Origin of the sequence: Streptomyces sp. NPDC127119, assembly GCF_042677425.1 — a bacterium.
GTDB lineage: Bacteria > Actinomycetota > Actinomycetes > Streptomycetales > Streptomycetaceae > Streptomyces.
On the sequence record NZ_JBHXTO010000024.1, the window covers coordinates 66457 to 90189 of the forward strand.

Genomic DNA, 23733 nt, shown 5'->3' on the forward strand with positions numbered 1-23733 from the left:
GCGCCCCTCTCCCCGGGACGATCCAGTCCTCGGCGCTATCGTTCCCCCGTTCACGATCTTCAGGAAGGGGTGGCTCGATGGGTGCCAGCGGATGGGACTACGTCACCAGGTACGACGGCGATACCGAGGCGGCCTTGGCGACACTGCAGGCCCGGGTGTTCCAGGAGGAGTACGGCAGTGCACCACTTCCGCACGGACCGCCCCTCGGTCGAGCAGTACGAGGAACTCGCTGCTGCTGCCCGTGAGGCGGCGAACCATGAGGAGCACGAGCGAAGCCTGCTCGGCGAGTGCCGGATGCGGTGGACCGGTTACTACGTCGTCCTCCACTCCGACGGCAGGCCGACTCACCTGGGAATCTTCGGATCCTCGGGAGACTAGGACTCACGCGGCGGAGCAGGCGACTGACCCTTGCTTCTGATCGTTCCTATGGACATGGGGCGAGGCGACGTGACGGTTGTCGTGGCCGCGGCCGTCGCGCCCGCCCAAGTTCCTTCGGCAAGACCGGCTTACGAGCCGACCACCAGCTGCGTCAAGGATGAGATGACGCCCAGGTTCGCGTGTGCCAGGGCGTCCGCTTCGGTCGGGCCTCCGCTGTAACCGACCACCCGCATCGCCGCGGCGAGCGCCGCGTCCACGCCCGCCGGGCTGTCCTCGATGACGAGGGATCGTTCCGGCGCGTACCCCATCGTGCGGGCCGCGTGCAGGAACAGGTCGGGGGCGGGCTTGCCGAAGGACACGTCGTCGGCGCTGAACACGCGTCCGGTGAACCGGTCCTGGAGCGCGGTGACCGACAGCGAGTGCGCGATGCGCTCGTGGCTGCCGCTCGACGCGACACAGTAGGGAAGACCTCGGGCGTCGAGGTGATCCAGCAACTCCCCCACGCCCGGCATCGTCTGTGGGCGCGCGGCGAACGCGTCGCGGAACCTCGTGCGGTACTCCGTCAGCCACTCCGGGCCGATGGGGGCCGTGGCGTGGGCGCGTAGTTGTTCGTACAGGTAGCTCTCGGGGCGGCCCAGGAACCGGCGGCGTACCTCTTCCGGGCTCAGCGGCCAGCCGGACTCCGTGGCCATGGCCGCCACGACTTCGGGTCCGATGCGTTCGGTGTCCACCAGGACGCCGTCGCAGTCGAAGATGACGAGTTGGACGTCCTGCAACGTGATCTGCGCGGGGGTCTTCACAGGGGTGTTCAAGGGTGACCTCGCTTCGTGATGTGGTGCGGTCCGCCGGCCCGCCCGCCGCCGGCACTGGCCGCGGAGGGCGGGGCTGTCGTACGACACGGACGGGCGCTGCGGTGCTGCCGCTCTAGGCGTCGTGGTCCTGGACCAGCAGGGCGGCCAACGCGTCCAGCGCCTCCCCCGCGCCCTCGCCCTCCGCGGCCAGGGTGACCTCGTCGCCGTGGCCGGCCCCCAGTGCCAGTACCGACAACAGGCTGTTCGCGGCGACAGGGGCACCGTCTTCGCGCGCGATGGTCACCGGCATGTTCTGTTCGGCGGCGGCTCGGACGAACGCGGTGGCGGGGCGGGCGTGCAGTCCGCTGCGCGAACCGATGACGACAGTGCGTTCAGACATGGCAGGTCTTCCTCCGTGACAGGGGGTGGTGAAGGGGCAGCGCGAGCGGCCGTACCGGTGCGGGTTCAGCGACAGGCGGCGGCGAGCGACGCGAGTGCCGCCTCGACCACCGCGTCCTCGGTGAGGCCGACCGCCCTCATGGCGTCCTCGGCCGGAGCCGACGTTCCGAAGTCGTCGACGGTCACGGCGCGGCCGTGCTCGCCGAGCAGGCCGTGCCAGCCGAAGGCGGTACCCGCCTCGACGACCACGCGGGCGCGCACCGACGGAGGGAGCACGCTGTTCCGGTACTCGGCGTCCTGCTGGGTGAACCAGTCGAGGCAGGGCACCGAGACGACCCGGGCGGTGATTTCCCGCTCGGCGAGAAGGAGTCGTGCCGCCATGGCCAGCGTGACTTCGCTGCCGCTGGCCAACAGGACGACGTCGGCGACTTCTTGAGGGTCCGTCACGGCATAGGCGCCGCGTGCCACGCCCTCCCGGACCGTCTCGGACGGTGTCGGGAGGACGGGCAGGCCCTGTCGGGCGAGAGCGAGACCCACCGGACCCGGGCAGCTCAGGGCGCTGAGCCAGGCGGCTGCCGTCTCGGTGGCGTCGGCCGGCCGGACCACGGCGAGCCCCGGCATGGCACGCAGGGCGGCGAGGTGCTCGACGGGCTGGTGGGTGGGGCCGTCCGCGCCCAGGGCGACGGAGTCGTGGCTCCAAACGTGCACCACGGGCAGCTTCATCAGGGCCGCGAGACGCAGGGAGGGTCGCTGGTAGTCGCTGAACACCAGGAACGTACCGGCGAAGGGAGTGTCGTAGCCGACCAGGGCGATGCCGTTGAGGGCCGCCGCCATCGCGTGTTCGCGTACGCCCCAGTGGACGTTGCGCCCCAGCGGGCCCTGCCCGTCGCTGTCGTCCGCAGGCAGGAACGAGCCGCCCGACGTGATGGTCGTACGGTTGCTGTCCCCGAGGTCGGCCGATCCGCCCCACAGCCTCGGCAGGGCTTCGGCCAGCGCCTGGATGACCTTGCCCGACGCGTCACGCGGGGCGACGGAGGTCCCGGGCTCGAAGTGCGGCAGTACGGCTGCGGCGGCGGCCGGGTCCAGTGGCCGTACGGCGTGCGCGCGGGCTCGTGCGGCCTCGGGGTGCTCGGCCGTCCAGCGGGCCAGTTCCCGGTCCCAGGCGGCATGCAGCTCGGCGCCCCGCTTCAACGCCCCGCGCGTGTGGTCCAGTACGTCCGCGGGGACAGTGAACTCGCTCTCGACGCCCAGCAGTTCCTTGACCGCGGCGGTTTCGGCGGCACCGAGCGGGGCGCCGTGCGAGGCGGGCGTGTTGACGGCGTTCGGGGCGGGGAAGGCTATCTGCGACTTCAGGGCGATGAAGCTGGGACGGCCGGTCTCCGCACGTGCCGCGCCGAGGGCCAGGTCGAGGGCGTCGGTGTCCACGTCGCCGTCGGCGCCGAGAGCGACCGTCTGCACGAACCAGCCCTGCGCACGGAACCGGGCGGCCGTGTCCTCATGAGTCGTCAGACCGGTGGAGCCCTCGATCTGGATGTCGTTGTCGTCCCAGACGACGACCAGGTTGTCCAGGCGGTGCCGGCCGGCGAGTGCGCCGGCCTCGTAGGAGATGCCCTCCTGGAGGTCGCCGTCGGAGCACAGCACCCACACGGTGCGGCCCGCGGGACCGTCGGGCGAGGTGTCGGCGCCGGCGAGGCGGTTCTCGTCGCGCTTGAGCGCCATCGCCATGCCCACGGCGGTGGCGACGCCCTGGCCGAGCGGCCCGGTGGTCGTCTCGACGCCGGCCGTGTGCCGGTACTCGGGGTGACCGGGCGTCAGCGAGCCGAGTCGGCGGAAGCGGCGCAGATCATCCAGCTCCAGTCCGTATCCGGTCAGGTAGAGCTGCGTGTACTGCAGGATGCTCGCGTGGCCGCAGGACAGCACGAACCGGTCCCGGCCCTCCCAGGCGGGATCCGCCGGGTCGTGCCGGACATGCCGCTGAAACAGCAGGTGTGCCACGGGCGCGAGGGCCAGAGCCGTGCCCGGGTGTCCGGAACCCGCGGCCTCGACCGCGTCCACCGCCAGGGCCCTGGCGGTCGCGACGGCCCGGGTGTCGGCCGCGCCGAACACCCGCCCTCCGGCGTGGGAGTCCTCAAGGGACCGTGTCGACCGTGCTGTTGAGGAAACCACGAAGACTCCTTGCAGAGAGCTTGAGAGTGCATGAGGGCACATGAGGAAGCGGATGAGAGAACGGATGAGAGAGCATGACGTCATGATGACTTCGGGAAACGTAACTCACTCCTCCGTATCGACACCAGAGGGGTCCTGCCGAGCCCGGCGGTGGAGATACACCAGGCCAGCGGCGCGAAGCCGGGCCCACGAAGGGGCATCCAGAGCTTCGTCCACTCGAAGGTTTCGTTTAGGTGTCTACTATTGACGCGTCGAATGTCCTGTAGTCATCATGATGTCTCGATGACACGTAAGCCCGACAAGGAGGTCGTGGATGGCCGGGCACAAGTACGCACAAGTGCGCGACCACCTCTTGCGGCGCGTGCAGAGTCTCCCCGTCGGGGAGCGACTGCCCGCCGAGGGCATCCTGTGCAGCGAGTACGACGTGAGCCGCATCACGCTGCGCCGGGCCGTGGACGAACTGGTCCAGGACGGCTACCTCGTACGGGAACACGGCCGCGGCACCTTCGTGAGCCACCCCCGCTACAACCTCAAGCACCGCGAGCGGTTCGTGAACGAGGTGACCGGCTTCCACACCCAGCTCACCCGGCAGGGGCACACCGTCACCTCGCGGGTGACCGTGCAGCAGAGCGAGCGGGCCGGCACCCGCCTGGCCGCCGCGCTCGGCATCAGCCCCGCCACCTCGGTCGTCCGGCTGGAGCGGCTGCGCAGCGTGAACGGTGTGGTGCACCACCTGGCCGAGTCCTACGTCGAGGAGGACCGCTTCCCCGACGTGCTGACCTCGGACTTCACCGACTCATCCCTGTACGCCCACCTGCGGGCCCGGCACGACGTGCTGCTCGTCCGCAACGAGATCGTCGTCGGACTGCACCGGTGCGACGCGCGGGAAGCCGCACTGCTGGAAGTCGCCGAGGAGACCCCTCTGCTGCTGGCCACCTCGTGCGTCTTCGAGCCCGGCCGAAAACCCGTCATCTACGGCACCTCGAAGTTCCTGCCGGACACGGCGGAACTGTCCTTCGACATCGTGGCCGACTCCGAGTAGTCGACCGCGGTCGCCTTCCCCGCACCCCCTGTGGAGCACGCATGCTCAGTCACCTTCTCCCCGAGCAGAACATCCACTTCACCCAGGAAAAGCTGACCTGGCAGGAAGCAGTCACCCAGGCCGCCCGTCCGCTGGTGGAGGCCGGGGACGTCACTCCCGAGTACGTCCGGGCCATGCTCGACTCGATCACGGCCGGCGGCACGTACATCGACCTCGGCCACGGCATCGCCCTCGCGCACGCCCGCCCCGAGCACGGAGTGGTGCGTACGGGCATCTCGATGCTCCGCCTGAGCGAACCGGCCCCGCTGCTCGACCTGCCCGAGCACGCGGTCGACCTCTACTTCTGTTTCGCGGCAGCGGACGCCGACGCGCACATGCGCGCCATGGCCTCCCTCGCGCGCATTCTCTCGGACGCCCGGACCCGCCAAGCCCTGCGCGACGCGGCCTCGGCGCCCGAGGTAGTCAAACTGATCACCGAATTCGAGGACACAGAATGAAGTTCCTGGCGATGTGCAGCACCGGACTGGGCAGCAGCTTCATGGTGCGCATGAACATCGAGACCGTCGTACGCGAACTGGGGCTCCAGGACGTCACGGTGGAGCACTCCGACATCAGCTCCGCCGGGCCCGACAGCGCGGACGTGTTCTTCGTCGCGAAGGACCTGGAGGACGCCGTCCAGGGCCTGGGTGACGTGGTCGTACTGAACAGCATCATCGACATGGACGAGCTGCGCGGCGCGGTCAAGGAAGCGGCCGCGCGACACGGCGCGGTCTGAGCGGTCGTAGTTCCGCGCTGCGCACTGCGCATCGCGCACAGCGCACTGATCTGCGGGAACTGATCCGCAGAAACGTTTCAGCCGTACGTTCATGACGGCAGCCGGCTCCGACTCCGGCACCGTCCCGCCCGCGACGGCGAGGGGCAGCCACTGCCCCGACCGCCGCCTGCCCGCCCCGCCCGCAGCACGCGACGTTCCCGTCGCGCTGCCGCGGAGCCGAGGCCGCCGACTGGTTCCCCGCACGCCGCCCAGCCGCGCCGAACCCGGCACCCGTTCTCGCCGAACCCGGCACCCACCACTTCCGCACGCGGCCTCGTCGTGCCCGAAGAGAGGCGTTGTCTGTGAACAGCGTTCTGGACAGTCTTCTGGATGTCTTCCGTGAGCCATCCGTCATCATCGGCCTGATCGCGCTGCTGGGCCTGTTGCTCCAGCGCAAGTCCCTCTCCGACACCCTCAAGGGGACCATCAAGGCGTTCGTCGGCTTCCTCGTCCTCGCAGCCGGCGCCGGGGTCGTCTCCGACGCGCTGACCCCGTTCGGCGACATGTTCCAGCACGCCTTCGGAGTGCAGGGAGTGGTGCCCAACAACGAGGCCATCGTCGGCAAGGTGCTCACCGACTACGGCTCGCAGGCCGCGCTGATCTTCTTCTTCGGCATGGTCGTGAACGTACTGCTGGCACGGCTGACCGTGTTCAAGTTCATCTACATGTCGGGGCACGTCGCCCTGTACCTGGCGGCCATGATCGCCGTCATCCTCATCGCGAACGGCTTCAGCACCTGGCAGGCCATCCTGTGGGGCTCCCTCGCCCAGGGCCTGATCACCACCCTGTCGCCGGCGCTCGTCCAGCCCTGGATGCGCAAGGTCACCAAGACCGACAACGTCGCCCTCGGCCACACCGGCAACTTCGGCATAGCCACCAGCGGCCTCGTCGCCAAGTACTTCGGCGACTCCTCCAAGTCCACCGAGGACTTGAAGATCCCCAAGGGGCTCGGCTTCCTGCGCGACACCACGGTCGTCATCGCCAGCTCCATGGGCATCATCTACCTGCTGGTCACGCTGGTGGCGGGCCCCGGGTACGTCGAGAGCGAACTCAGCGGCGGCCAGTGGTACGTGCTGTGGGCCATCATGCAGGCCGGCAAGTTCGCCGCGGGCGTGTTCATCATCCTCGCCGGTGTCCGTGTCGTCCTCGCCGAGATCATTCCCGCCTTCAAGGGCATCTCGGAGAAGCTGGTGCCCAACGCCCGGCCCGCGCTGGACGTCCCGATCGTCTTCACCTTCGCACCCAACGCCGTGCTCGTCGGCTTCCTGGCCAGCTTCGTCGGCGGCCTCATCGGAATGGGCATCCTCGTCGCCGTCGGCGGCACGATCATCATCCCCGGCATCGTCGCCCACTTCATGACGGGCGCCGCCTCGGGTGTCATCGGCAACGCGACCGGCGGGCGGCGCGGCGCCGTCCTCGGCGCGATGACCAACGGCCTGCTGATCACCTTCCTGCCGCTGCTCGTCCTGCCCTTCCTCGGGGACGTCGGCCTGCAGAACTCCACGTTCTCCGACGCCGACTTCGGTGTCTCGGGCCTGCTGATCGGCGGCGCCGAGCGCATCGGCCACATAGCCGTCATCGCGCTCGTCCTCATCGCCCTGGCAGCCACGTTCGTCGCCAGCGCCCTCGTCGCCCGGCGCGGCCCCAACGACGAAGTCACTCCGGAGAAGGAAACTCAGCCCGCCGCCTGAGTCACCTGCACAACGCAAGGGCACGGACACCTCCCCCGCACGGCGCCAGGCCGATGCGGGTGGGGAGGTGTCCGTGCCGCTGCGTTTTCGTTGAGGTGGCCGTCAGGGGCGGGCCCCGTACGGCACCGGCGGCAGTGGCATCCGCAAGGGCCGCATCTTTGCACCTGGGTGCGTGGTGAATCGAAAGCCTTAGATCGGCTCGCCCGCCACTCCGCTGAATCCGACGTCGCCGGTCTCACCTTCAGCGAGGTTGTCGAAGACATCCTCAGGGTCTCCGGTGCTGCCGCGCCTCCAGAAACCGAAGTCACTACTCACTTGTCAACCTCTCAGGTTGGGGGTTGCAGATTGGGCGCTCTGTCCGGCGGCGGAAGGCCTCACGGCGAAGGTCGCCGACGCGCTCGCGCGATTGCGGACGCACCGGTGTTGCTGCTGGACGCTGTAGGTTGCCGAAGGTCGGCAGGCTTTTGCGAGGTGCTGGTGCGTCGGCAGCGGCGCCGGGTGGGTTCCAGCTCGGAAGCGCGGCGAATCGAAGCGGTCGCCACGGCCGGAATACGCGATGCGCGGCGCCAGGCTCATGCCCATCAGTATTTCAACGACGCCGGCGGTCTCAGCGCCGTGCGGGACCGTGACTCTCGTTCGTAGCGTTCGGCGGCGTCGAGGTGGCGTCGTAGTTCCAGAACGGTCGGACGAGCAGTGCTGCGCCGAGGACGACGACGAGGCAGAGCAGTGAGCTACCGCTCCATGCGAGGCCGAGGCCGAGGCCGGTGGCCGAGGCCATCGCACCCGCACGCAGGTCGCCGAGGCGGGGTCCTCCCGCGACGACGACGGTGAAGACACCCTGGAGACGACCGCGTAGGGCATCGGGTGTGTAGGTCTGCAGGATCGTCTGGCGGTAGACCGCGCTGACCAGGTCCGCCGCCCCGGCCGCGGCCAGCAGGACCACGGCGGCCAGGAGGTGGTGGACCGTGCCCGCGAGGGCCACGGCCGCCGACCAGACGACCACCGCGAGAGCCAGCGCCCGTCCCTGACGGCGTACCCGGCCGATCCATCCGCTGAAGAGTCCTGCTGCGACCGAGCCGATCGCGATGGCCGAGTACAGCAGGCCCGCTCCGCCGTGGAACCGCAACTCTGCGGCTTCCGGGAAGAGGGCGGTCGGCATGGCCAATGTCATGGCCGCGATGTCGACCGCGAAGGACATCCACAGCACAGGTGCCGCCGCGATGAAGCGCAGCCCGTCCAGGACCGGTCGCAGCCCGCCGGCGCGGATCGGTGTGCCGGTCGGCTTGACCGGAGGGAGGCGGAAGGCCGAGTACAGCAGGAGGGAGAAGAGCAGGGCGTCGGCGCCGTACGCCCAGCAGTAGCCGTTCGGCAGGGAGATCAGGGCGCCGGCCACCAGTGGTCCGGCGACCTGCCCGACGTTGCCGGCGGTGAAGTACAAGGTGTTCGCGGCGGGCACCAGGTGGGTGGGGACGACCCGGGGGATGATCGCGCCACGGGCCGCGGAGGACATGGCGAACGCACCGGCCTGGACTGCCACGAGAACCAGGATCAGCGGTACCGATCGCAGCGCCGCGACCGCCTGGAACAACAGCGCCAGCGTCGTCCCCCAGGTGACGAACGCCGACGCCAGGTACAGCACGCGGCGGTCGAACCGGTCCGCGACGACGCCCCCGTACAGCCCGAAGACCACGAGCGGTACGAGTCCGGCCAGTCCGGTCAGGCCCACGGACAGGGACGACTGCGACAGCGCGTAGACCTGCACGGGGATGGTGACTCCCGTGACCATGGTTCCGATGTACGCCGCGCTCTGCCCGATCAGCAGGCGCCGGAAAACGGGATGCGCCAGAGGCCGGGTGTCGAGCGCGGCGCCACGCAGACCGGAGGTGACCCGTGTTTTCAACGAGTGAGGGGCGACGGAAGATCGGCGGATGGGAGGCGGGGTCTGCGGCGTCGTGGACATGGTCGTCACGCTCGCAGGGCCGTACGGTGTGCCGCTTCCGTTATTCTGCCGACGTATGTCGGAAAACAGTCAGGCGGGAGAGAGGGACAGGGAGCCCAGGGATTCCACCCACGCGCATCTCGCGGGTGAGGTCATCGGGCGTCATCAGCACGGCTACCACCAGCTCCTGTACGTCAGCGCCGGTGTCCTGGCCGTCCAGACGGGCGAGGCGTCCTGGGTGGCGTCGAGCGCCCGCGCCATGTGGATCCCGGCGGGGACCTGGCATCAGCACCGGGTGCACGGACACAGTTCCGTGCACACCCTCGGCTTCCCCGTGCATGACGTCCTGCTCGACTCCGGGACGCCGGCCGTGGTGTCCGTGGACGCCCTGGTCCGCGAACTGATCATCGCGTGCAGTGAACCGTCCCTGCCCGCGCCGGAAGCGAACCGTCTCCGTGCCGTGCTGCGGGACCGGCTGCGGCGCGCGCTCATCGAGCCGTTGACGCTGCCCATCCCCGGCAACCCGCTCCTGCGGCAGGCGTGCGCGCTGGTGACCGACGATCTCCAACACCCGCGCACCGCAGTCTGGTTGGCGCACCGCATCGGCGTGAGCGAGCGCACCCTGGCCCGGCTGTTCAGGCGAGCTGGGCATGACGTACCCGCAGTGGAGGACCGACGTGCGGGTCTTCCACGCCATGGTGCTCCTGGCGGAGGGCGCGAACGTCAGCGAGGCAGGACGGCGATGCGGGTGGGCGACGGCCAGTGCCTTCATCGACACGTTCAGCCGCACGATGGGACAGACACCGGGGGCCTATCGCTCCGAATCCGGCGCGTGAGACACATGAGACGGAGGAACGACTGCCGGCCTTCCGGCTGCCGTCGCAGGCTACGCAGTTGGCGAAGGAGTGGGCCGAGCAGGTGGGCGGGCGCGCGGTGACGTTGATACCGACACACCGAACTACGTGGCGCATGCATGTTTCCATGCGGGATGGACAGCCGAGACAGCATGGGTGCCAACGGAATGAAGAAGATTCAAAAGCCCGTCCTCTTCTCAGGACTCGTCGCACTGGGCGTACTCGGACTGGGTGCGTGCGGCGGTGACGACGGAGATGCGCGGGCCTCCACGAGAATGACGTCGGACAGTCCGGGCGCCGGTACAGCGTCCGGAAGCGATACGCCCACGCAATCCGCCACGGCGAGCGACACCGCTGCGGCAACCCCGAAGCAGGGCACCTCGGACAGTCCGGGCACGCACAGTCCGGGGATGGGCAGTGACTGCACCACGGACCGTCTGCGTGCCGGGCTCAAGGCCACGGGTCAGGAGATGAACAGCAAGTACTTCGACCTGACTCTCACCAACATCTCCGACGGCAGTTGCGCCCTCAAGGGCTATCCGGGCCTGTCGCTGACCGATCAGGACGGCGATCGCATCGGGAAGCCCGCGACCCGCGCGCAGGGCGGATCCGCCGAGAATGTGGTCCTCAAGGCGGGGCAGGCCGCCCACGCGGTGGTGCGGACGCCCGACAAGGGAGTCACGGACGGAAAGTGCTGGCCGGAACCGGCACGGATCAAGGTCTTCCCGCCGAACAACACGGCAGCCCTGTCGGCGGACCCCGCGGAGCTGCAGGTCTGCGGGAACTCCTTCACCGTGGGACCGTTCACCACGAGCGCGAACTGAAGAGCCGGCGGCGTCACGCCGCCGCCGGGGCTACGCCGTCGCCCGGAGCCGTCGCCGGTAGTGCAGCGGGGACTCCCCCACCGCGCGTTTGAACGCGGTGCTGAACGCGCTCTCCGAGCTGTAGCCGAGTTCCGCGGCGAGGGAGCCGACCCGGACGTCGGGGTCGCGCAGCGCGCGCTGGGCGAGAAGCATCCGCCAGCGCGACAGATAGGTCAGCGGCGGGGTGCCCGCGGTGGCGCGGAACCGCTCGGCGAAGCTGGTGCGGGACATCCCGGCGGCGCGGGCCAGTTCGGCCAGCCCCCAGGCCTGCCCGGGCTGTTCGTGGATCAGCCGCAGCGCCGGGCGCAGTGGTTCGTCGGCCAGCAGCCGCAGCCAGCCGACCGGTGTCTCTTCCTGTTCCAGATACGTGCGCAGCATCTCCAGCAGGAGCAGTTGACCGTTCTGCCGGATGGCGAATCCCGAACCGAGCCGTCCGCCGGAGGCCTCGTCGAAGAGCCGCTCGACGATGCCACCCAGGCGGGAGGCGGCCGGCGTCGCCGCGTGCACGTGGACCAGGCCGGGCAGTGCCGTGCTGAGCAGCGCGAGGCCCGCCGGACTCACCCTGACCTCGCCGCCGACGAGCACGTCGTCAGTGGTCAGGTCGGCCTCGGACAGCGCCATCGCGTCGAAACCCGCCCCGGGGATCAGTTCCACCGGTGTCCCGCCGCCCCGCCCCCCGCGCATGTCGACCCAGGTGCGGTGGTTCAGCAGCGCCACGTCGCCCGCGGCGAGCTCCACGGGACCGTCCGGGCCGCCCGGCCCGTCCACCGTGATCCGGGCCGATCCCGCGACCAGCACCATCAGCTTGAGCGGCCGGGACACCGCGCCCCTGGACACCCACGGTCCACGGACCGCGAACCCGCCGGTCATCATCCCCCGCACTTCCACCACGTCGAACACATCGGACAGCACGTCCGTGACCGCCACATCAGACATCCTCGTACTCTCGCGCAGAAAATGCGGACGCACAACGATTCAGCGTCCGGGGAACGCCGCCGAGACTAGGAGCATGAGCACACAGCAAGTTCCGCTGGGCACCCCGTTCACCGCCTCCTCCACCGCCGACGACGTCCTCGACGGTCTCGACCTGTCCGGTCGGGAGGTCATCGTCACCGGCGGCCACGGCCGGCTCGGCCGTGAAGCCACCCGTGCCCTGTCCGCCGCCGGCGCCACGGTGACGGTGGCCTCCCGCGACCCCGAACGGGCCGCCGCGGCAGTGCACGGGCTCCCCCGGGTGCGTGTCGAGCGCCTCGACCTCACCGACCCGTCCTCGATCGAGGCCTTCGCCCGTCGGTGGCTCGCCTCGGGCCGGCCCCTGCACGTCCTGGTCAACAACGCCGCCGTGCTGTTCACGCCCGAGCTGGTGCGAGACGCACGGGGTCACGAACTGCAGTTCTCGACCTCGCACCTCGGCCATTTCGACCTCACCAGGGCACTTCTGCCGGCCCTGCTGGCCGCGGAGGGCGCCCGAGTGGTCACGGTCACCTCGGGTGCGGCACGCATCGGCGAGATCCGCTGGGACGACCTGGACTTCGCGACCGGGTACGACCCCGGCACCGCCTACGGCCAGTCCAAGCGTGCCAACGTCCTGTTCACCGTCGAACTCGACCGCAGGTACGCCGCTCAGGGCATCCGCGCTTTCGCCACCCACCCGGGAGTCGTCATCGGGCCGGGCCCGTTCACGCCGGAGGAGGCCGCGGCGTACCGTGCGCAGGGGCTGGTCGACGACAACGGTGAGACCGTCATCGACCCGGACGCCGGCAAGAAGACCGTCGCGCAGGGGGCCTCGACCCTCGTCTTCGCCGCCGCCAGCCCGCTCCTGGACGGTCACGGAGGGGTCTATCTCAAGGACAACGACATCGCCGTGCTCGACGACGAACAGCGCCCGCTGACCGCGGACAGCATCCCCTCGGACGCCAACTCGGCGATGCTCGACCCCGACGACGCGCAGCGGCTGTGGAAGCTGAGCGAGCAGCTGCTCTCCTGACGACCCGATGCCGGCGCCGATGCCAATGTCGGTGTCGGTGTCGGTGTGGGTGTCGCACGAGTGATCGCCGCCGCGTGCGCCCGCCGCGGCGGCGATCGTCGGATCAGGGGTGTCTCCTGGTGAGGATGGCGAAGAACTCCTCCACGGGGATCTTGGGCTTGCGGTCCGCTGTGAACAGGCCGTTCACCTCCTGCTCCGTGTCGGTGAACTGGGTGTAGCAGTAGCCGGCGAGGCCCGAGTCCACGGCGGCGCCGACCAGGGAGGCCAGGCGTTCGGTGAAGTCGCCCTCGGTGGCCACGGTGTCGTAGCCGAACCACTCCTCCCCCTCGGCGGGTTCGAAGGTGGCCCCGCCGAACTCGGTCAGTACGACAGGCTGGCCGCGGTGGGCGACGCCGTCGAGGAGGAGCCGCTTGGCGCCCGGCCACGGCTCGGCGATCTCGCCGCGCCGCAGTCCGGGGTGGCCGTACCGTTCGCGCAGGACCGCCGCGTGCTGGGTGTAGTCGTGCACCCCCCAGATGTCGGCGGCGGAGATCTCCCAGCCGTCGTTGGAGACGGCGGGCCGCGAGGGGTCGAGGGCCTTGGTCAGGTGGTAGAGGCCGTCCATGAAGTGGCGCTGCTCGGGGACGAGCGCCGGATTCGGGACCGACCACGACTCGTTGACCGGCACCCAGGCGACGATCGAGGGATGGCTGAGGTCGCGGGTGAGTGCCTCGGTCCATTCGGCGACGACCCGCCGCACGGTCGTCGTGCCGAAGGCGTACGCGGAGGGCATCTCCTCCCACAGCATCAGGCCCAGCCGGTCGGCCCAGTACAGGAAGCGCGGGTCCTCTATCTTCTGGTGGATCCGCAGTCCGTTGAGGCCGATCTCCTTGGCCAGTTCGACGTCGCGGCGCAACTCGTCGGCGGAGGCGGCCAGTTGGGAGGCCGGCCAGTAGCCCTGCTGCAACGCGAACCGCAGGAAGCAGGGCTTGTGGTTGAGGAGGAACACGCCGTCGCCCCAGCCGATGTCGCGCAGGCCGAGGTAGGAGGTGACGTGGTCGACGCGGGCGCCGCTCTCCGGTTCGCTCAGGACGACCGTGGCATCGACCAGATGCGGGTGATCCGGGCTCCAGAGGAGGTCGTCGAGGTCCTGCGCGTGCCGCAGCGCGGGTATCGAGACCTCGAACGTCGTCTCCTGACCGTCGACCAGCACGCTCTGCTCGGCGAGCAGGCGGTCGCCCAGGGTCAGGCGCACGGTCGCTCGCAGTGGGGTGTCGGGCCAGCGGGACAGCCGGAGTCCGGCCCGTACGCGGGCGTGCGCGACGTCCGGCGTCCAGTGCAGGGTCGTGAGATGGGTGTCGGGGACCTCCTCCAGCCACACCGGCTGCCAGATGCCCGAGGTGCGGTGGTACCAGATGACGTGCGGGTCGCGACGCCAGTCCTGTTTGCCGCGGGGCTGGGTCACGTCCATCGGCCGGTCCTCGGCCCGCACCACGAGGACCTGTTCCCCGTCGTGTTCCAGGGCGTCGGTGAGATCGCAGGTGAAACCGGTGTGCCCGCCCTCGTGTCGGCCCACGGGGCGGCCGTTGAGCCAGACCTCGGCCCGGTGGTCGACCGCCCCGAAGTGCAGCAGCAGGCGCCGGCCCGCGGCGGGCCGGGTCACCTCGACGGTGCGCCGGTACCAGAGCACCGGGTGGAAGCCGGTGTCGTGGATGCCCGAGGCCTCGGACTCCGGTGGAAAGGGCACGGTGACGGTGCGGTCGAAGGGGGCGGTCACGGACGGGTCCGGCCATCGGGCCGACCTGCCTGTGTCGGCGTCGTCGTGGGCGAACAGCCACGGACCGCTCAGGTCGCGCCAGTCGGGGTCGCGCACAAGCTGCGGCCTCGGGTGGCCGGCCGCGTCCAGATGGGTGTGGGGCACGGGGAAACTCCGGTGGTGTAGCGGGGACGACGAGCGAGGACGACGGGGGTTCAGCCGGCGGGCGCGCGCAGCACCACGACGGTCGCGGCGAAGGCGAGCGGGCCGGGCAGCAGCGGGACCAGCAGCGGGATGGACCAGGCGATGACCACCGCCAGGAGTACGGCCCCCGCCAGCAGGAGGCTGCCGCGCGGGTCGGCCACCGAGCGGACCAGCCCCTCGCGGACGGAGAGGCGGTGCGGGGTGTCCAGTGCGCCGGCCCGGAGCCCCACGACCGCGGCACCCAGGACGAACAGGGCCAGGGCCGGAGCCACGACCTGCGCCCCGGGCAGCGCGCTGCGCGCCAGGGCGGCGTCGACGCTCACCACCGCGACCAGCAGTGGCAGCGCCAGTCCGGCGAGCAGGGTGCCCACGGACAGGTGGGCGCGCAACGCCCGGACGTAGGCGCCGGACGTCGCCGGGGTGCCGTCGCCCGCCGCCGTGCGCAGGGTCGCCGACGCGGCGGCGAACGCGGCCGGTGCGGTGACCACCGGCAGACAGGCGATGCTGGTGAGCAGGGAGATGTACAGCATGTCGGCGAAGAGGGAGAAGCCGGAGCCGAAGATCTCGCCCGGCTGCCGGTGCGCGCGGCGGGCCGCGGCGGGTGTGTGCGTCATTCCGGTTCAGCCCTTCAGTCCGGACGTGGCCATGCCCTGTACGAGGTAGCGCTGGAAGACGAAGAAGAACAGCACGATCGGCAGCACGGAGATGACGGACATGGCGAACATGGGCCCGTACGCCGAGGTGCTGTTCTGGTCGACGAAACTGCGCAGCGCCAGGGTGATGGTGAACTTCTCCGGCGCGAAGAGGTAGATCATCTGCGTGAAGAAGTCGTTCCACGTCCAGATGAACGTGAAGATGGCCGTGGTGATCAGCGCGGGCCGGCTCAGGGGCAGCGTGATCGACCAGTAGGTGCGGAAGGGCCCGCAGCCGTCCATCCGCGCGGACTCCTCCAGCTCGCGCGGCAGCCCGCGCATGAACTGCACCATGAGGAAGACGAAGAACGCCTCCGTGGCGAGGAACTTCGGCAGGATCAGCGGCCAGTAGGTGTCCACCAGGCCCAGTTGGTTGAACATGATGTACTGCGGGATCAGCACGACGTGGTGGGGCAGCATCAGCGTCGCCACCATGAACGCGAACATCCCCGTGCGCATGCGGAACCGCAGGCGGGCGAAGGCGTAGGCGGCCAGCGAGCAGGACAGCACGTTGCCGAGGACGGCGCCGCCCGCGATCAGCAGGGTGTTGCCGAGCAGGCGACCCACGGTGACACCGGCGACGCCGTCCAGGGCGGTGGTGTAGTTCGACCACTCCAGGTGGCTGGGCCACAGGTTGAGGCTGGTCAGCACCTCGTCGGCCGGTTTCAGCGACGTGGCCAGCAGCCAGGCCAGCGGGTACAGCAGCAGGAGCAGGCACAGGGCGGCGACCGAGTGCGGCAGCCACCGTTTCGTGGCGATGCCCGCGGTGCGAGCGGAGTTCACCGAGCTCACCGTCCCTCCTCGTCCGCGTAGAAGACCCAGGTCCGGGAGGTCCGGAAGAGGATCAGGGTGATGACGCCGATGGCGATCAGGAGCAGCCAGGCCATCGCCGCGGCGTAGCCCATGTGCGAGGCGGTGAAGCCCCGTTCGTACAGGTAGAGCGTGTAGAACATCGTCGAGTCGGCGGGACCGCCGTTGCCGCCGCTGATGGCGAAGGCCGGGGTGAAGACCTGGAAGGAGTTGATGATCTCCAGCACCAGGTTGAAGAAGACGACCGGGGACAGCATGGGCAGCGTCACGGAGAGGAACTGCCGCCAGCGGCCCGCGCCGTCGAGGGCCGCCGCCTCGTAGAGGTCGGACGGGATCTGCTGGAGGCCGGCGAGGAAGATGACCATCGGGGCCCCGAACTGCCAGACCGTCAGCAGCACGACCGCGTACACCGCGAGATCGGGATTGCCGACCCAGCCGCCGGTGTCGATGCCGAACCAGCTCAGGGCGCCCGCGACCGAGCCGCCGTCGTTGAAGAGCGCCTTCCACACGAGCGCGATGGACATGCTCGCGCCGAGGAGGGAGGGCGCGTAGAAGGCGGAGCGGTAGAAGGCCCGGCCCCGGCCGAGGCTCTTCAGCAGCATCGCCACGCCCAGCGCGAGTGCCAGTTTCAGCGGGACGGCGACCACGACGTACAGCAGGGTGGTGCCGACCGACCGCCAGTAGCGGGGGTCGTCGAAGAGCATCTCCGAGTAGTTGCGCAGCCCGATCCACCGGGGCGGGTCGAACAGGTTGTAGTCCGTGAACGACAGGTAGAGCGAGGCGGCCATCGGGACCAGCGTCAGCACGCCCGCGCCGATCAGCCACGGCGACAGGAACACGTAGGCCGGCCACCGCTTCTCGCGGACCCCGCGCTGCTTGCGCGCCGGCCGTCGTCGCTCCGTGGGGTCCTCGGTGGGCGCGGGCGCCCTGGTCGACACCGTGCTCATGGCCTCAGCTCCCGGTTGGCCTCGTCGATGAGTTCACGCGCGGCCTGCCGGGGGGTGGCCAGGTCGTAGATCACGCGCTGGTAGGTGCGGGTGAAGGCGGACTGGATCGGCACGTCGCCGCGCGGGGGCGCCGTCGGCGGCGCGGCCAGCCCGTACTTCTCCATCGTCTGCGAGTACCGGTAGATCTCCCGCTCCGGTCCTTCGAGGGTCTTGGCGATCCGGGTGGCGACCTCGCGGTTGGGCGGGGTGGACCGGGAGAAGCCCAGGATGTCGCCCGCCCGTATGTCGTTGAGGAGGAAGTCGACCAGCCGGGCCGCCTCCTCGGGGTGCGGGGTACCGGATCCGATGCCCAGGAGCATCGAGGGCTTGAAGTACGAGCCCGAGCGGCCGTCGGTCGTGGGGACCGGCCCGTAGTGGATGCTGTCCCCGAGGAGACCGACGTATCCGGGGAACGGCGCGTCCCAGGTGAAGTCGGAGGCCGCCAGGCGGCGGCCCATCGGGCTGGTCTCGATGCTGCTGGCCTGCACGGTGTCCCGGGCGGCGGCGACCGCCCCGTCCGTGCGGAGGTCGTTGCAGAAGGTCCAGAACGCGGTCAGGTCGTCCTCGGTGAAGCCGAGTTCGGTCTGGCTTCGGTAGAGCCGTCCGCCGCGACCGCGCAGCCAGACCTCGAAGATGTCCTCGTTGGGGCCGCCGTCGTTGGCTCCGGTGAAGGGCCGCCCGTCCGGTGACTTCCGTTTCAGGTCGGCGATGCGGCGGTTGGCGTCCGCCCACTCCTCCCAGGTCCAGCCGGGGCGGGGCGCCCGGATGCCGGCCTTGCGGTAGAGGGCGGCGTCGTAGGCATAGCCGGTGATGCCGCGGCCCATCGGCAGCGCGTACTGCCGGTCCTCGTACGTTCCCGTGCGGACGAGTCCCGGGTCCATGGCGGAGGTGCGGATCGTGCCGCTGCTCACGGCCTCGTCGAGCCGCAGCAGCGCGCCGCCGCCCGAGTACTGAGAGATCTGCCGGTAGTCGAGCTGTGCCACGTCGGGGATGCCGCCGCCCGCCGCCTGTGTGGCGAGCTTCTGCATGTAGGCGCCGAAGTCCCCGTTCGAGGTGCGGACGGTGATGCCGGGATTCTCCTTCTCGAAGAGCCGGACGGCGTTCTCGGTACGGGTGGCGCGGTCGTCGTTGCCCCACCAGGAGAACGTGAGGGTGACGCCGCCCGACGACCCGCCGGAGGCCGAGCAGCCGGAGAGCGTGGAGGTCAGGGCGGTGCCGACACCGGCGGCAGCGGCGGTCAGCAGCGTGCGGCGGCTCGGGGACCGGAGTCGGGCGTGTGGGGGTTCGCACATGGGAGGGCGACCTTCCGCGGAAATCTCGGAGTGGGAGGAAATCTCGGAGCTGGAGGGAGGGGCTGGGCGGGGCCGGGGGCCGCCCGGGGGCGCTCGCGTGACCCGGACGACCGCCCCGCGGACCTGAGACCCGGTCAGATGCCGGGGTAGACGTCCAGACGGCCGCACATGCCGAACCGGCCGCGGGCGCTCGGCCCGGTCGCGGCGACGCGCGCCTCGGCGAGATGCCGGCCGTCCTGCTCGCGCAGGGCGTTCAACTGGCCTTGCGTGGCGGTCGCGGCGGCGTGCGCGCCTGTGCGCCAGCGTTCCTCCCAGGCGTCCAGCCGGGGCCGTACCAGTGCCGCGGCAGCCCGCTGGAAGGCCGCCAGCGGCTCCGGGTCACCGGCCGCCGTGCTCTCGCGCAGTTCGTGGAAGCGCCGGGTGGCCAGGTCGCGGCGGGCACGGGCGGCCCGCGCCTGAACGGCTTCGGGCTCGTCGGCGGGGATGCGGACCGCGTCGGCGTACGTCGCCGGGTCGGTGAGGAACTCCTGCGGCAGGGTGAGGACCGCGTCGCCCGCCTCCGGCAGTCCGCTGTTCTGCATCACGACGGTGATCTCCAGACCGCCCTCGTTGACCAGCCGGTGGATGGTGCCGGGGGTGAACCAGGCGACGACCCCGGCTTCCAGGGGCGTCTCGCGGTAGCCGGAGACGGTCAGTGTCTGCACGGCGCCGCGGCCGGCCGTGACCACGTACCCCTCGCTGCACGTCAGGTGCAGGTGCGGGGTGCCGCCGCCGGGCAGGCCGTCGACGGTGGGCCAGTCGTACACGCGCAGCCGGGACACGCCGACCGCCGCCGGGAACCCGTCGTAGAGCGCGCTCACCAGGTACGCCCCGAGACGTGGGCGGCGACCCGTTGCCGGTCCCAGGCACCGTCCGCGATGTGCACGCGGTAGCCGCGGGTGAGGGTGTCGCCGGGTTCGAGGACCAGCTCCTCGTGGAAGGCCAGGGACGGGGCCACGGCGGCGAAGGGGTCGCTGCGGACGAACCAGTGCGCCGGGTGCGTCCCCTTCTCGCCTGCGTGGTCGTTGCCCGGGGCGTGTTCGAAGACCAGGGTGGCGTGGCCGTCCCGTCCGTCGTGCTCCCCCACGTAGGCCAGCCAGGGTGCCTGACTGCCCATCAGGTCGCCGTCGTCCGCCTCGGCGGTGAAGACGCGGCCGTCGCGGAAGGCGCGCGGGCCGCGCCAGAACAGCCCGGTGTATCCGGCGGCCGGACGGCCGTGGGTGGTGGGGCTGCCGAACAGCAGCGGTTCGGCGCGCCGGTTGGTCACCGACGACGTCCAGGTCAGCGACCAGCTGCCGGTCTCCGGATCGACGTCGCCGGCCTCGATGCGGCGTTCCTCCTCGGCCCACAGGTCGCCGCCGTGCGGGTGCCAGGTGAGCCGTTCGGCGATGACGGCACGGGAACCGGTCGCGGACACCTCGTCGAAGGCGGTGTGGGCCATCGAGCCGACGCGGTCGGGCAGTTCGAGGTAGCCGTCGCCGTGGACGTAGGTGTTGCCGCCCCACAGGTTCTGCCCCGACAGGTGGGAGGCCGTCAGCTGCAGGCCCTTGTGCCACCGGTGGTCGTTGGGGCGGTAATCGGTGACGACCGCGCCGGAGAGGGTCCGCAGCGGGTGCAGGTACGGCTTGGGCGCCTCCCACGCGGCCTCGGGACGGTAGACGTACGCGAGGAGTTCGGTTCCGGTGGCCTCGTGCGCCACGGTGATGCGGTCTCCGTGGGCGTGGGTCAGGGTCAGTGACATGTGCGCTTCTCTTCCTCGCTGGGGATGGCCGGCGCCCAGCCCGGGGCTCCGCCGTGCAGTTCGGTGTAGTAGGGGTCGCCCGGGCCGATCTCGCCCGCGCGGACCGTGGTGTCGGTGAACGCCGACTTGTAGAGCGCGCTGATGAACTCCAGCGTCTGCCGGCCGCCCGGCCCGCTCGTGGCGTGGCGCCGTCCGGCCCTGATGTCGGCGACCAGCGCGCGCAGTTGGGCCAGGTGCGAGCTCGGCTCGTCGGCGCCGAAGTCGCGCCAGGCCGCCACGGTCTCCTCGGCGACCCCGGGGGCCGGGGTGATGCGCCAGTCCGCGTTGCGGTAGCCGTACAGATGCGTCAGCTCGATCGTGGCGCGCTCGCAGTCGATGCGGATCCGGCTCACCTCGTCGGGGCTCAGCACGCTGTTGACGACCGTGGCCACCGCGCCGTCGGCGAAGCGGACCTGCGCGGTGGAGACGTCCTCGGTCTCCACGTCGTGCACGAGCCGGGCCGCCATGCCGCGCACCTCGCTCCACGGCCCCATGAGATCCAGCAGCAGGTCCGTCTGGTGGATGCCGTGGCCCATGGCGGGTCCGCCGCCCTCGGTGGCCCAGCGGCCACGCCACGGTACGGCGTAGTAGGCGCTGTCCCGGTACCAGGTGGTCTGGCAGTGGGCCACCAGCGGCCTGCCGAACGCGCCCTCGCGCAGCAGGCGCCGGATGTGGCGCGCGCCGGAGCCGAAGCGGTGCTGGAAGACGATCGAGGCGTACGGGTCGCCGTCCCCGCCCCGCCCGGCCGCCTCGATGGCGTCGTAGTCGGCCAGCGACGGGCACGGCGGCTTCTCGCACCACACCCAGGCACCGGCCCGCAGCGCGGCCACCGCCTGCTCCCGGTGCACGGCGGGTGGCGTGCAGAGCACGACCAGGTCCGGGGCCACCTCGGCGAGCATCGCGTCGAGGTCGGTGGACGCGTACGGGATGCCGGCCGTGGCGGCGAGGCCGCGGACGGCGGTCTCCTCGATGTCGACCGCGGCGACGACGTCCACCTCGCCCTCGGCGGCGAGCGTCTCCAGCGCGGGCAGGTGGCTGCCGCGGGCGATACCTCCGGTACCGACCACGGCGGTGCGCAGCGGGGTGGTGGAGCGATACATACAGGCCCTCTCGTGGTGCGGCCGACCGTGGCCCGTGCACCCTCGCGAGCGGCTCGTCCGCGGGGCCCCACAGTGTCGACGAAAACGCCGTAAGCGCTTTCTGTTCCAACGTTGTACCTGCCGTGTAACTTCGTGGTCAACCCCGCGTACGCACATGATCCGAAGCCTCCAATACACTTGAAGCACTTCGAGAAAGCCCGAAAAACAGGGCAAAAAGTCAATGGGAGACGGTTGATGACGGCAGTGACGCTCAAGGACGTGGCAGCGCGCGCAGGAGTGTCCATCAAGACCGTGTCCAACGTCGTACGTGGAATTCCGCGGGCCTCGGAAGCGACCCGGGAGCGGGTGCTGCGCGCCGTGGAAGAGCTCGGCTACCGCCCCAACCCGTCCGCTCGGCGGCTGCGCACCGGGCGCAGCGGACTGATCGGCCTGTCCGTCCCCGACCTCGCGACGCCGTACTTCGCGGAACTCGCCCAGCACGTGCGGGCGGAGGCGGCGGGGATCGGGCTGACCGTCCTCATCGAGGAGACCCTCGGTGACGCGTCGGAGGAACTGCGCCTGCTGACCGGCACCGGAGCCGCGCTGCTGGACGGGGTGATCCTCTCGCCCCTGCACGCCTCGCTCGACGAACTGGCGTCCGTCGCGGACACGTTTCCCGTGGTGCTCCTCGGCGAGCGGAGTTACGGGCGTGACCAGGTCGCCGCCGACCACGTACTGATCGACAACGTCGCCGCGGCGCGGGACGTCACCGCGCACCTGGCCGGACTGGGCCGCACACGCATCGCGGCCGTCGGGGTCAAGACGCAGTCGGCCGCGACCAGCACACAGCGGCTCGAAGGCTACCAACAGGCACTGTACGAAGCCGGTCTGCGGTTCGACCCCCGACTGGCGCCGCCGGTCGAGGAGTTCGACCGCCGCAACGGACTGCTGGTCACCCGCGCGCTCCTCGGCCTGCCGCCGGACGTCCGCCCGGACGCGATCTTCTGCTTCAGCGACATCATGGCCGTGGGGGCGCAACGGGCCCTGCACGAAGCGGGGGTGAGCATCCCGTCGGAGGTCGCCGTGGCGGGCATCGACGGCTCCGAGGAGGCGCTCTACAGCACGCCGTCCCTCACCACCGTCATGCCGGACAAGGCGGCGATCGCCGCGCTGGCGGTGAAATCACTGGCCGCACGGATCGGCTCGGCGGAGCCACTGCCGTTCGAGGTCCACCGGGCCCCGCACCGGCTGGTGGTCCGGGAGTCCACGGAGGGGGTGCGGCGGCGGTTGACGGTCTGAGGGGCCGCTTCACACGGGTCGATGGCTGGATGTTCCTGCCTTCCTGCTGAGCGCCGGGGCAGGCACTCCGCGCTGCGGCGGCAGGCGGCGGGGCGCCGAGTGCGGTGCGGAGGTCCGCCTCCGACGTCCCGCTCCGGACGTCCCGCTCCGGACGTCCGCCTCCGGGCGCGCCCCGAGGTCGGACGGGCAGGTGTCCATGGCGATGCCCTACGCCGGGCCGGCCAGTAGGTCGAGGCGATCGCGATGGGCCGGGGTCAGGTGAAGACGTTCCGCTGCGAGGTTCTCCTCCAGATGGTCGATCCGGGCGGTGCCCGGGATCGGGACGATGACCGGCGAGTGGTCGAGGAGCCACGCGAGCGCGACTTGTGTGGACGTGGCGCCGAGCTCCTTGGCCACGGCGGCGACCTCGGCCCTCGCCCCCGCTTCTCCCCACGCGACAGTGCGCCAGGGCAGGAACGCGATGCCTGCCGCTTCACAGGCCGCGAGCACAGGCTCATGCTCGCGGTCCAGCATGTTGTAGCGGTTCTGCACACTCGCGATGTCGACGATCCGCCGTGCCTGACGGAGTTCGCCGACGGTGATCTCGGACAGCCCGATCCGGCCGACCTTGCCCTCGGTCCGCAGATCCCGCAGCGTGCCGAGCTGGTCGGCCAGCGGCGTCTCCGGATCGATCCGGTGCAGCTGAAGCAGCTCGATCCGCTCCACGCGCAGTCGGCGCAGTGCCTGCTCGACCTGATCGCGCAGGACACTCGGACGTCCGTCGAGCTTCCAGTCGCCGGAAGGGCCCGATCGGGCGACGCCGACCTTCGTGGTGATCAGCAGCTCAGCCGGGTACGGGTGAAGGGCCTCGGCCAGGAGCTCCTCGTTCGCTCCCCCGCCGTACAGATGGGCGG

23 protein-coding genes and 1 pseudogene are annotated in these 23733 nt (G+C 70.6%); 10 read left to right on the forward strand and 14 right to left on the reverse strand.

What is annotated here, in order from left to right:
* Positions 1-177: 177 nt before the first annotated feature.
* Positions 178-378: a hypothetical protein gene (locus tag ACFVH5_RS14145; protein WP_385833862.1), complete on the forward strand. Its 201-nt coding sequence runs from the start codon at positions 178-180 to the stop codon at positions 376-378.
* Between the two features lie 128 nt (positions 379-506).
* On the opposite strand, the gene ACFVH5_RS14150 is transcribed toward ACFVH5_RS14145, so the two are convergent.
* The 3 genes from ACFVH5_RS14150 to ACFVH5_RS14160 form a co-directional block, all read right to left on the reverse strand.
* The gene (locus tag ACFVH5_RS14150; RefSeq protein WP_385833863.1) at positions 507-1190 is read right to left on the reverse strand and encodes an HAD family hydrolase; all 684 of its coding nucleotides are present in this window, start codon (positions 1188-1190) and stop codon (positions 507-509) included.
* A gap of 112 nt (positions 1191-1302) precedes the next feature.
* Entirely contained in the window at positions 1303-1569 is a 267-nt protein-coding gene (locus tag ACFVH5_RS14155) for an HPr family phosphocarrier protein (RefSeq protein WP_385833864.1), read from the reverse strand.
* Between the two features lie 65 nt (positions 1570-1634).
* The gene (locus ACFVH5_RS14160) at positions 1635-3674 is read right to left on the reverse strand and encodes a transketolase family protein (RefSeq protein ID WP_385833892.1); all 2040 of its coding nucleotides are present in this window, start codon (positions 3672-3674) and stop codon (positions 1635-1637) included.
* A 373-nt stretch (positions 3675-4047) separates the two neighbouring features.
* Here ACFVH5_RS14160 and ACFVH5_RS14165 point away from each other — a divergent pair, with 373 nt between their 5' ends.
* The 4 genes from ACFVH5_RS14165 to ACFVH5_RS14180 all read left to right on the forward strand — a co-directional run bounded on the left by ACFVH5_RS14165 (position 4048) and on the right by ACFVH5_RS14180 (position 7281).
* Positions 4048-4776, forward strand: coding sequence for a GntR family transcriptional regulator (locus ACFVH5_RS14165; RefSeq protein WP_384808859.1), 729 nt, complete (start codon positions 4048-4050; stop codon positions 4774-4776).
* Positions 4777-4817: 41 nt separating this feature from the next.
* On the forward strand, positions 4818-5273 hold the full coding sequence (locus tag ACFVH5_RS14170; protein ID WP_385833865.1) for a PTS sugar transporter subunit IIA: 456 nt from the start codon (positions 4818-4820) through the stop codon (positions 5271-5273).
* On the forward strand, positions 5270-5551 hold the full coding sequence (locus ACFVH5_RS14175; protein ID WP_385833866.1) for a PTS sugar transporter subunit IIB: 282 nt from the start codon (positions 5270-5272) through the stop codon (positions 5549-5551). Before ACFVH5_RS14170 ends, ACFVH5_RS14175 begins: the two co-directional genes overlap by 4 nt.
* A 341-nt stretch (positions 5552-5892) precedes the next feature.
* Entirely contained in the window at positions 5893-7281 is a 1389-nt protein-coding gene (locus tag ACFVH5_RS14180; RefSeq protein ID WP_385833868.1) for a PTS ascorbate transporter subunit IIC, read from the forward strand.
* Between the two features lie 607 nt (positions 7282-7888).
* On the opposite strand, the gene ACFVH5_RS14185 is transcribed toward ACFVH5_RS14180, so the two are convergent.
* Positions 7889-9181, reverse strand: coding sequence for an MFS transporter (locus ACFVH5_RS14185; protein WP_385833870.1), 1293 nt, complete (start codon positions 9179-9181; stop codon positions 7889-7891).
* A gap of 115 nt (positions 9182-9296) precedes the next feature.
* Here ACFVH5_RS14185 and ACFVH5_RS14190 point away from each other — a divergent pair.
* The 3 genes and pseudogenes from ACFVH5_RS14190 to ACFVH5_RS14200 form a co-directional block, all read left to right on the forward strand.
* Positions 9297-9497 (forward strand): annotated as a pseudogene (locus tag ACFVH5_RS14190) (AraC family ligand binding domain-containing protein); the annotation flags it as partial.
* 373 nt (positions 9498-9870) lie between these two features.
* Positions 9871-10056 (forward strand): helix-turn-helix domain-containing protein, encoded by a 186-nt coding sequence (locus ACFVH5_RS14195; protein WP_385833872.1) that lies wholly within the window; start codon positions 9871-9873, stop codon positions 10054-10056.
* A 428-nt stretch (positions 10057-10484) separates the two neighbouring features.
* Positions 10485-10898, forward strand: a complete 414-nt coding sequence (locus tag ACFVH5_RS14200; protein ID WP_385833874.1) for a DUF4232 domain-containing protein — start codon at positions 10485-10487, stop codon at positions 10896-10898.
* A gap of 30 nt (positions 10899-10928) precedes the next feature.
* Here ACFVH5_RS14200 and ACFVH5_RS14205 read toward each other — a convergent pair whose 3' ends face one another.
* On the reverse strand, positions 10929-11873 hold the full coding sequence (locus ACFVH5_RS14205) for an AraC family transcriptional regulator (protein WP_385833875.1): 945 nt from the start codon (positions 11871-11873) through the stop codon (positions 10929-10931).
* A 73-nt stretch (positions 11874-11946) separates the two neighbouring features.
* Here ACFVH5_RS14205 and ACFVH5_RS14210 point away from each other — a divergent pair, with 73 nt between their 5' ends.
* Positions 11947-12924 carry an SDR family NAD(P)-dependent oxidoreductase gene (locus ACFVH5_RS14210; RefSeq protein WP_385833876.1) on the forward strand — a complete coding sequence of 326 codons (978 nt, stop codon included), beginning with the start codon at positions 11947-11949 and terminating at the stop codon, positions 12922-12924.
* Between the two features lie 103 nt (positions 12925-13027).
* Here ACFVH5_RS14210 and ACFVH5_RS14215 read toward each other — a convergent pair whose 3' ends face one another.
* The 8 genes from ACFVH5_RS14215 to ACFVH5_RS14250 form a co-directional block, all read right to left on the reverse strand.
* The gene (locus ACFVH5_RS14215) at positions 13028-14824 is read right to left on the reverse strand and encodes a sugar-binding domain-containing protein (RefSeq protein WP_385833878.1); all 1797 of its coding nucleotides are present in this window, start codon (positions 14822-14824) and stop codon (positions 13028-13030) included.
* 50 nt (positions 14825-14874) lie between these two features.
* The gene (locus tag ACFVH5_RS14220; RefSeq protein WP_385833880.1) at positions 14875-15477 is read right to left on the reverse strand and encodes a hypothetical protein; all 603 of its coding nucleotides are present in this window, start codon (positions 15475-15477) and stop codon (positions 14875-14877) included.
* 6 nt (positions 15478-15483) lie between these two features.
* Positions 15484-16314: a carbohydrate ABC transporter permease gene (locus ACFVH5_RS14225; protein WP_385833894.1), complete on the reverse strand. Its 831-nt coding sequence runs from the start codon at positions 16312-16314 to the stop codon at positions 15484-15486.
* A gap of 29 nt (positions 16315-16343) precedes the next feature.
* Positions 16344-17312, reverse strand: a complete 969-nt coding sequence (locus ACFVH5_RS14230; RefSeq protein WP_385833881.1) for a carbohydrate ABC transporter permease — start codon at positions 17310-17312, stop codon at positions 16344-16346.
* Positions 17309-18643 carry an ABC transporter substrate-binding protein gene (locus ACFVH5_RS14235; protein ID WP_385833882.1) on the reverse strand — a complete coding sequence of 445 codons (1335 nt, stop codon included), beginning with the start codon at positions 18641-18643 and terminating at the stop codon, positions 17309-17311. Before ACFVH5_RS14235 ends, ACFVH5_RS14230 begins: the two co-directional genes overlap by 4 nt.
* A 134-nt stretch (positions 18644-18777) precedes the next feature.
* On the reverse strand, positions 18778-19506 hold the full coding sequence (locus tag ACFVH5_RS14240; RefSeq protein WP_385833896.1) for a cupin domain-containing protein: 729 nt from the start codon (positions 19504-19506) through the stop codon (positions 18778-18780).
* Positions 19500-20423: a PmoA family protein gene (locus ACFVH5_RS14245; RefSeq protein ID WP_385833883.1), complete on the reverse strand. Its 924-nt coding sequence runs from the start codon at positions 20421-20423 to the stop codon at positions 19500-19502. The genes ACFVH5_RS14240 and ACFVH5_RS14245 overlap by 7 nt, the downstream gene beginning before the upstream one ends.
* Entirely contained in the window at positions 20414-21562 is a 1149-nt protein-coding gene (locus ACFVH5_RS14250; protein ID WP_385833884.1) for a Gfo/Idh/MocA family protein, read from the reverse strand. The genes ACFVH5_RS14245 and ACFVH5_RS14250 overlap by 10 nt, the downstream gene beginning before the upstream one ends.
* Positions 21563-21796: 234 nt before the next feature.
* Here ACFVH5_RS14250 and ACFVH5_RS14255 point away from each other — a divergent pair, with 234 nt between their 5' ends.
* Positions 21797-22840 (forward strand): LacI family DNA-binding transcriptional regulator, encoded by a 1044-nt coding sequence (locus ACFVH5_RS14255; RefSeq protein ID WP_385833886.1) that lies wholly within the window; start codon positions 21797-21799, stop codon positions 22838-22840.
* A 207-nt stretch (positions 22841-23047) separates the two neighbouring features.
* On the opposite strand, the gene ACFVH5_RS14260 is transcribed toward ACFVH5_RS14255, so the two are convergent.
* A partial coding sequence (locus tag ACFVH5_RS14260; RefSeq protein ID WP_385833887.1) for an aldo/keto reductase occupies positions 23048-23733 on the reverse strand: 686 nt, incomplete at its 5' end.

What these genes read in the sequence shown, in the direction of transcription:
- ACFVH5_RS14245 (WP_385833883.1), bottom strand. Translation starts at nt 20,423, where the DNA reads ATGTCACTGACCCTGACCCACGCCCACGGAGACCGCATCACCGTGGCG.
- ACFVH5_RS14165 (WP_384808859.1), top strand. Translation starts at nt 4,048, where the DNA reads ATGGCCGGGCACAAGTACGCACAAGTGCGCGACCACCTCTTGCGGCGC.
- ACFVH5_RS14205 (WP_385833875.1), bottom strand. Translation starts at nt 11,873, where the DNA reads ATGTCTGATGTGGCGGTCACGGACGTGCTGTCCGATGTGTTCGACGTG.
- ACFVH5_RS14155 (WP_385833864.1), bottom strand. Translation starts at nt 1,569, where the DNA reads ATGTCTGAACGCACTGTCGTCATCGGTTCGCGCAGCGGACTGCACGCC.
- ACFVH5_RS14220 (WP_385833880.1), bottom strand. Translation starts at nt 15,477, where the DNA reads ATGACGCACACACCCGCCGCGGCCCGCCGCGCGCACCGGCAGCCGGGC.
- ACFVH5_RS14175 (WP_385833866.1), top strand. Translation starts at nt 5,270, where the DNA reads ATGAAGTTCCTGGCGATGTGCAGCACCGGACTGGGCAGCAGCTTCATG.
- ACFVH5_RS14235 (WP_385833882.1), bottom strand. Translation starts at nt 18,643, where the DNA reads ATGTGCGAACCCCCACACGCCCGACTCCGGTCCCCGAGCCGCCGCACG.
- ACFVH5_RS14170 (WP_385833865.1), top strand. Translation starts at nt 4,818, where the DNA reads ATGCTCAGTCACCTTCTCCCCGAGCAGAACATCCACTTCACCCAGGAA.
- ACFVH5_RS14210 (WP_385833876.1), top strand. Translation starts at nt 11,947, where the DNA reads ATGAGCACACAGCAAGTTCCGCTGGGCACCCCGTTCACCGCCTCCTCC.
- ACFVH5_RS14250 (WP_385833884.1), bottom strand. Translation starts at nt 21,562, where the DNA reads ATGTATCGCTCCACCACCCCGCTGCGCACCGCCGTGGTCGGTACCGGA.
- ACFVH5_RS14195 (WP_385833872.1), top strand. Translation starts at nt 9,871, where the DNA reads ATGACGTACCCGCAGTGGAGGACCGACGTGCGGGTCTTCCACGCCATG.
- ACFVH5_RS14200 (WP_385833874.1), top strand. Translation starts at nt 10,485, where the DNA reads ATGGGCAGTGACTGCACCACGGACCGTCTGCGTGCCGGGCTCAAGGCC.
- ACFVH5_RS14255 (WP_385833886.1), top strand. Translation starts at nt 21,797, where the DNA reads ATGACGGCAGTGACGCTCAAGGACGTGGCAGCGCGCGCAGGAGTGTCC.
- ACFVH5_RS14230 (WP_385833881.1), bottom strand. Translation starts at nt 17,312, where the DNA reads ATGAGCACGGTGTCGACCAGGGCGCCCGCGCCCACCGAGGACCCCACG.